The sequence below is a fragment of the Flavobacterium sp. genome (assembly GCF_036405015.1).
Lineage (GTDB): Bacteria > Bacteroidota > Bacteroidia > Flavobacteriales > Flavobacteriaceae > Flavobacterium.
Window position 1 is genome coordinate 1 of sequence record NZ_DASWYK010000223.1, and the last position, 6,916, is coordinate 6,916.

Annotated in this window: 7 protein-coding genes and 1 tRNA gene; 3 read left to right on the forward strand and 5 right to left on the reverse strand. The window is 31.0% G+C overall.

Features of this window, described 5'->3' with window-relative positions:
* The coding region (locus VGE71_RS19325; RefSeq protein WP_331139768.1) for a glutamate--tRNA ligase family protein at nucleotides 1–569 on the reverse strand (569 nt) is incomplete at its 3' end.
* Nucleotides 570–688: 119 nt separating this feature from the next.
* Here VGE71_RS19325 and folB point away from each other — a divergent pair.
* Nucleotides 689–1,048 (forward strand): dihydroneopterin aldolase, encoded by a 360-nt coding sequence (gene folB, locus VGE71_RS19330; RefSeq protein WP_095930566.1) that lies wholly within the window; start codon nucleotides 689–691, stop codon nucleotides 1,046–1,048.
* An 83-nt stretch (nucleotides 1,049–1,131) separates the two neighbouring features.
* A tRNA-Cys gene (locus VGE71_RS19335) sits at nucleotides 1,132–1,202 on the forward strand.
* 550 nt (nucleotides 1,203–1,752) lie between these two features.
* Here VGE71_RS19335 and VGE71_RS19340 read toward each other — a convergent pair.
* The 3 genes from VGE71_RS19340 to rnr are packed head-to-tail and all read right to left on the reverse strand — an operon-like array spanning nucleotide 1,753 to nucleotide 5,322.
* Nucleotides 1,753–2,433 carry a LysE family translocator gene (locus VGE71_RS19340; RefSeq protein WP_331139769.1) on the reverse strand — a complete coding sequence of 227 codons (681 nt, stop codon included), beginning with the start codon at nucleotides 2,431–2,433 and terminating at the stop codon, nucleotides 1,753–1,755.
* 14 nt (nucleotides 2,434–2,447) lie between these two features.
* Nucleotides 2,448–3,116 (reverse strand): head GIN domain-containing protein, encoded by a 669-nt coding sequence (locus VGE71_RS19345; RefSeq protein ID WP_331139770.1) that lies wholly within the window; start codon nucleotides 3,114–3,116, stop codon nucleotides 2,448–2,450.
* Nucleotides 3,117–3,141: 25 nt separating this feature from the next.
* Nucleotides 3,142–5,322 carry a ribonuclease R gene (rnr, locus tag VGE71_RS19350; protein WP_331139771.1) on the reverse strand — a complete coding sequence of 727 codons (2,181 nt, stop codon included), beginning with the start codon at nucleotides 5,320–5,322 and terminating at the stop codon, nucleotides 3,142–3,144.
* A 110-nt stretch (nucleotides 5,323–5,432) separates the two neighbouring features.
* Between rnr and VGE71_RS19355 the strand changes: the two genes are divergently transcribed.
* Nucleotides 5,433–5,666 carry a putative signal transducing protein gene (locus tag VGE71_RS19355; RefSeq protein WP_331139772.1) on the forward strand — a complete coding sequence of 78 codons (234 nt, stop codon included), beginning with the start codon at nucleotides 5,433–5,435 and terminating at the stop codon, nucleotides 5,664–5,666.
* Between the two features lie 836 nt (nucleotides 5,667–6,502).
* Here VGE71_RS19355 and VGE71_RS19360 read toward each other — a convergent pair.
* A partial coding sequence (locus tag VGE71_RS19360; protein WP_331139773.1) for a hypothetical protein occupies nucleotides 6,503–6,916 on the reverse strand: 414 nt, incomplete at its 5' end.

Below are 6,916 nucleotides of genomic sequence, written 5' to 3' on the forward strand. Positions count from 1 at the left end.
ATGATAGGATCACGCATTAACATGTTTGTTGATTTCATGTCAATTTTTGCACGAAGAATATGTGTACCAGCCTCAAATTCACCATTTTTCATTCTTTCGAATAAATCTAGGTTTTCTTCAACTGAACGATTTCTGTACGGACTGTCAGTTCCTGGAGTGGTTGGAGTTCCTTTTTGAATCGCCATTTCTTCAGAAGATTGACTGTCAACATAAGCTTTATCTTTTTTAATTAATAAAACTGCCCAATCATATAATTGTTGGAAATAATCTGAAGCATAACATTCTTCTGCCCAAGTATATCCTAACCATTCTACATCTTTTTTAATAGCATCAACAAATTCCTGCTCTTCTTTTTCGGGGTTTGTATCATCAAAACGTAAATTCACAGGAGATTGATAATCAATTCCTAAACCAAAATTTAAAGCAATAGAACTTGCGTGCCCAATGTGTAAATAACCATTAGGTTCTGGTGGAAAACGAAAGCGAAGTTTAGTATTTGAAAGACCTGATTTTACGTCTTCCTCTATGATTTGTTCAATAAAATTGAGTGATTTCTCTTCTGATGCCATTATTTTATAGTAATTTTAGCAAAGATAAAAAAGTTTATAGTTTACAGTTTATAGTTTATGGTTTTCTTTGGGAAACTTACTCTAAACTTGAAACTTAAAACTTGAAACTAAATTTAGAAATGGGAGTTATTAAACTTAAAAATATCCGTACTTTTTCTTATCACGGATGTTTAATTGAAGAAGGAAAAATTGGATCTGATTATACTGTTGATCTAAAAATTAAAACCAATTTACAGAAATCGGCAGAAACAGATCATCTTTTAGACACTGTTGATTACGTTCATTTGAACAAAATTGTAGCTGAAGAAATGGCAATTCGTTCGCATTTATTAGAACATGTAGCCAAAAGAATCAATATTCGTGTACTGGCAGAGATAGAAACTGTAGAAAAAACAACAGTTTGGGTTTCAAAAATTAATCCTCCTATTGGTGGTGATGTTGAGTCAGTTACTATAAAAATGACGGAAATCAGAAAGTAATCGTTGTAATTTTTTTAAAATAGTTCATTCGAAACTTTTGAAATTTAAAGATTTTAGTTACTTTTGCCAACCGTTCAAGTAATGGCGTCGTGGCCGAGCGGCTAGGCTGGGCTCTGCAAAAGCTCCTACTCCGGTTCGAATCCGGACGATGCCTCAAAACCTTCAAAGCAATTTGAAGGTTTTTTTTATGTCTAATTTTTAGTAAAAATTAATTAAAGATATCGGTTCGAATCCGCACGATAACTCAGAGCCTTCAAAGCAATTTGAAGTTTTTTTATGTTTAATTTTTTAGAAAAAATTAATTAAAGATATTGGTTCGAATCCAGACTATACCTCTAAAACCTTCAAAGCAATTTGAAGGTTTTTTTATGTCTAATTTTTAGAAAAATTAATTAAAAGATATTGGTTCGAATCCAGACGAAATCAAAAAGAATACAGAAATGTATCTCTTTTTTTCTCCGCTTTATCCACAATCTTGTCATTTCGACGAAGGAGAAATCTCCGCGAGAAGCTCTACAAAGTTTGGTCAATTGGAACGGAGTTACTTGTGGAGATTTCTCCTTCGTCGAAATGACAAACTGAATCTGTAAATAGTCAACTTTGTCAAAGTTTGAAACTTTGACAAAGTTCTACACGACACTTATAAACACAAAAAAACCTCTGAACTTCAGAGGTTTAATTTTATATTTTTGAGTTATTAACAACTATTTTTTCTCTATTCTTTCGAAAGCATTTTTAACCATTTCTTTCTCTTTTGGAAACCATCCCTGCGTTATCAACACTAATCCGAAAACCATTAAAACAATACTAATTCCTTTTTTGATTTTAAGAATGTTTGTTGGCGTCATTTTCGATTTTAATTGTTTAGCTAAGAGTATTTTAATACAATCAACCAATAAATAAGCAACGATTACAGAGGCAAAAAAAGTCATCATTCTTGAGGTTTGCATTTGTAATTTTGGGCCGATTGAAATAATTACAGCCAGCCAAAAACCTAAAACACCAATGTTAATAACGTTAAGTAAAAAGCCTTTTACAAACAAACTTCCGTAATTTCTTTTAATAATATCACGATCTATTTCTTCGTCGTTTATTTTTTCTCCTTTTTTTAATTTCACAAAAGAGATTATACCATAAGCCAGCATAATTATACCTCCAAAAATAAACAGCGCTGGTTTATCTTTTAAGCTGGAAATCAACCTGTAACTTCCTAAATAAGCAATTGCTATGAAAAAAATATCACCTAATACTACGCCGCAGTCAAAAACTAATGCAGCTCTAAATCCTTTGGTAATACTTGTTTCTAATAGTATAAAAAATACCGGACCTACCATAAAACTTAGAAAAAGTCCCCATGGCAGTCCAGCCAGAATATCATTTATCATCAAAATACGACTTGTTATTTTACTTCTTCGATTTTACCACCAAAAACTGTTTTTTGATTAATTTGTTTTGGTTTTCCATAAATGTAAATAGAGCCTCCTGCGCTTACTTTTGCATCGACAAGGGTCGAAGCATTAACATCTGCTTTTCCGCCCGCAGAAACGCTTACTTTGGTCTGAGAAGTGGCTAATTTACTTCCAAGGAAATATCCGCCTGCTCCTAATCCAGCATCAAGGTTATCTGCTTTACCAGTTACTGTAATTTCTCCACCAGAAACTGAACTTACTTTTAGTTTATCAACATTCAAATCTACATTAATTTTTCCACCTTCTTGTGCACTTACTTTAAACGAAGTCGCTTTTATAGTTTCTTTGCTGTTAACAGCTGCACCTTCATTCACATCAATTAACTCTAAATGTTTGTAATACAAGGTAACTTCGAGATCATTTCCTGATAAAAGTTTTGGAAAAGGCATTCTTATTTTTAAAATACCATTTTTATTAACAGCTTCTAATTCTGCTTCCCTTGCTCCTTTTACAACAAGCTTATTTTCAGATGACTGAACTAATTTTACACTTAATTTATCGTAAACTTTAACGGTATCAAAATCTCCTAACTCTTTGGTAACCTGACCAAAAGACATTTGTGCAAATAAAATTACCGCTCCTATAATTAACTTTTTCATACTTTTATTTCTATTAAATTAATACTTATTCTGCTCTTCTTAAGAAATGAAAATCCAGTTGTTTTTTAACTAAATCTGCATTTTTTACTTTGACATAAATTTCGTCTCCTAACTGTAATAATCGGTTTGAAGTAGCTCCAACCAAAGCATATTGTCTTTCGTCGAAAGTATAATAATCCTCTTTTATTTCTCTGATTCTTACCATTCCTTCGCATTTGTTAGAAACGATTTCTACATAAATTCCCCATTCGGTAACACCAGAAATAACTCCCAAGAATTCTTCATCCTGATGATCCTGCATGTATTTAACCTGCATATACTTGATACTATCTCGCTCAGCATTTGTGGCTAAACTTTCCATATTGGAACAATGTAGACATTTTGTTTCGTATTCTTCTTCACTTACAGAAGCTCCTCCATCCAGATAATACTGCAACAAACGATGTACCATAACGTCTGGATAACGACGAATTGGAGATGTAAAATGGCTATAATAATCAAAAGCCAAACCGTAATGACCGATATTATCAGTCGAATATTTGGCTTTACTCATACTTCTAATGGCAAGAGTATCAATAAGATTTTGTTCTTTCTTACCGTTTACTTCTTCCATCAAAGCATTGATAGATTTTGCTATATCACCTTTTGTTCTAAAATCAATTTTATAACCAAACTTAGCGATAACAGTTTGCATGGCAATTAATTTATCTTCATTTGGTTCATCGTGAATACGATATACAAAAGTTTTCTTTTGTTTTCCGATATATTCAGCCACTTTTCTATTGGCTAAAAGCATGAATTCCTCAATCAAATGATTGGCATCTTTTGATATTTTGAAATATACTCCTTCTGGTTCTCCAGCTTCATCTAAATTGAATTTCACTTCTACTTTATCAAAAGAAATAGCACCTTGTTGCATTCTTTTCTTTCTTAAAATCTTCGCTAATTCATCTAATTTCAGGGTTGCTTCTACAATTTCATCTGAAACTACATAAGAGCTTCCTGTAATAGAAATATCAACAGGAATGGTATTGTCTTTCGTTTCTATGATATATTGCGCTTCTTCGTAAGCAAAACGCTGATCTGAATAAATTACAGTTCTTCCAAACCATTGGTTGATAACTTGTGCAGTTGGCGAAACTTCAAATACGGCAGAGAACGTATATTTTTCTTCATTCGGACGAAGCGAACAAGCAAAGTTAGACAATACTTCAGGAAGCATTGGCACTACTCTATCAACCAAATAAACCGAAGTGGCTCTTTGATACGCTTCATCATCTAGTATTGTTCCTTCTTCTAGATAATACGAAACATCGGCAATATGAATTCCGATTTCGAAGTTTCCATTTTCTAACTTTTTGAAAGACAAGGCATCGTCAAAATCTTTCGCATCTTTTGGATCAATCGTAAAGGTCAGCGTATCACGCATATCACGACGTTTTGCAATCTCAGATTCTTGAATAGAAGTATCTAATTTTTGTGCGTACACTTCAACTTCAACTGGGAAATCAGATGGCAAACCATATTCGGCTAAAATGGCATGAATCTCTGTATTATGTTCACCAGGTTTTCCTAAAACACGAATTACAGATCCAAACGGACTATCAGCTCTTTTTGGCCAATCTTCAATCTTAACAAGCACTACATCACCGTTTTCTGCCTCACCAATTTTATCTTTTGGAATAAAAATATCGGTATACATTTTAGGATTTGCAGTCGAAACAAAAGCAAAGTTAGGTTGCATATCAAGTACACCAACAAACTCTGTTTTATCTCTTTCAATAACTTCAATTACCTCACCTTCAGGTCTTTTTCCTTTTCTTCTGTTATAAACGTAAACTTTTACTTTGTCTTTGTCTAATGCACGATTCAAATTATTGGTCGGAATAAAAACATCTTCTTCAAATTCATCACAAATAAAATATGCCGTTTTTCTGCTCGTCATATCTATTGTTCCTTCGTAATAATCCTGGCTAATTGCTTTTACTAAATATTTTCCAGGTTCTGTTTCTATAATTTTCTTTTGAGCAGCAAGAATTTTTAAATCTTTTATAATCTGATTTCTGCTATTTGTATCGTCTAATTCTAGCTTAGCTCCTATTTGTTTGTAATTGAAAGGTTTATTAGCATTTTGCGATAAAATTTTAAGTATTTTTCCAGAGAAGTCTTTCTCTTTTTTTATCGGCTTTCTAATTTTCTTACTCATATATCTTTTCTTATAAGGTTTAAAATTACAAATAAGATACCAAATAATACTTTTTAACAAATAGAATTATTAAAAATATAACTTTTCGTACATTTACAAAAAGACCTAAAATGGGAAGCTTTAAAACGATCGCCGTATTCAATTATCTGCACGAAACCGTAGTTCTCAAACACTTACTGGAACAGGAAGGAATTCCTTATTTTTTTGAAAACGAAATGACACTCTCTGTCATGCCGTTTTACTCCAATGCGCTCGGCGGAATCAAACTCAAAGTACATCCAAACGATTTCGAGCAAGTTCAGGCAATTCTGGACAATCTCAACAATCCTCTCAAAATCGTCTGAAACAAAAATTCAAAACAAACTCAAATCAGAGTAAAATTCAATTCAAAAGAAAATTTTTTCCTTTTCAACTTTTTTAGTTTTCAACATATATTAAATACAACAAAAAAGATTTTTAAAAATTTAAAAAAAATTTATGGTTATTATAGCTTGTTAATATGTCGAATAATTTTTTTTTTGAAGCCATTGAAATCTCGTTTTACTTATTTATTCTGAGTTATCAACATAGTTATTTTTAGTTAAAAGATTAATTTTTAAGACTTTTTGTATTTTAATTAACAACGGTTGACAACCAAAAGTGAATTCATTTTGTAGATAAGTTCATATGTTGATAGTTGTTGAAAATGGTATTTTTGATATTGATAACTTTTCCAAAAATTCACGAAACTTTTCTTGCATATTTAATTCCGGTTTTGGATTAAGTATTTTTTCGAAACAACCAAAAAAAACTTCTAATTTTCTTTTCGAACTTATTAACATTTTCTGTTAACTTAAAGTTAATTGAATATCAACGAATTACGAACTCGTATTAACACCTCAAAATTTTAACAAATATTCTGAATATTATTTATTGATTATCAAATACTTATATACTTATCAAAATTGTTGATAACCCTATAAGGTTTTGATAGTAAGATAGTTGTGTTTTAGTACAAATTCATGAGTCAGAACATTCATTTTATATAAAAAGAGAATACTTCATTTCCTTTGTTAATAACGCCTTCTAGTCCATTTTTTAGGGTTTCATAAGGTAGCTAATGCTATTTTTTGGAGCGCTTTAGCTTGATTTATTTTAAAAGAAAAGAATAAGCATTTGTATACTTTTCGGATCAGACTTTTTACATATTTTTATTTATAATTTTTAGAATCTCATCCTGTCTATATTCTCCAAATTTTCGAAAAAAGCTTCCATCTGGCTTAATAATGATATAATTTCCACAATCTATTTTATATTTGAAAAGTATCTTCCGTATTATATCGTTAGTATCCTGTAAAACGTTCTTATTTTTGTACTGATAATCTTTTTGAGTTATAAAAAACTGAATGACATCATTGTTTTTAGTTAGATTTTTTTTGTACACTTTATCATTAGTATAGTAGTCTATACAACTTCCATTTGGCTCTGGATTATCTTTATAAAAGAAATTAATAATCAGTATTTTAGTAACGTCAATTTTACTATTACTTATTTTTTGCAATTCTTCAATAATTGTAGTTTTTTCTTGAATTGTTAAACTACCAATATCTCTTTT

Coding starts and splice junctions, on each gene's coding strand:
- folB (WP_095930566.1), top strand. CDS start 689: ATGGGAGTTATTAAACTTAAAAATATCCGTACTTTTTCTTATCACGGA.
- VGE71_RS19355 (WP_331139772.1), top strand. CDS start 5,433: ATGGGAAGCTTTAAAACGATCGCCGTATTCAATTATCTGCACGAAACC.
- VGE71_RS19345 (WP_331139770.1), bottom strand. CDS start 3,116: ATGAAAAAGTTAATTATAGGAGCGGTAATTTTATTTGCACAAATGTCT.
- VGE71_RS19340 (WP_331139769.1), bottom strand. CDS start 2,433: ATGATAAATGATATTCTGGCTGGACTGCCATGGGGACTTTTTCTAAGT.
- rnr (WP_331139771.1), bottom strand. CDS start 5,322: ATGAGTAAGAAAATTAGAAAGCCGATAAAAAAAGAGAAAGACTTCTCT.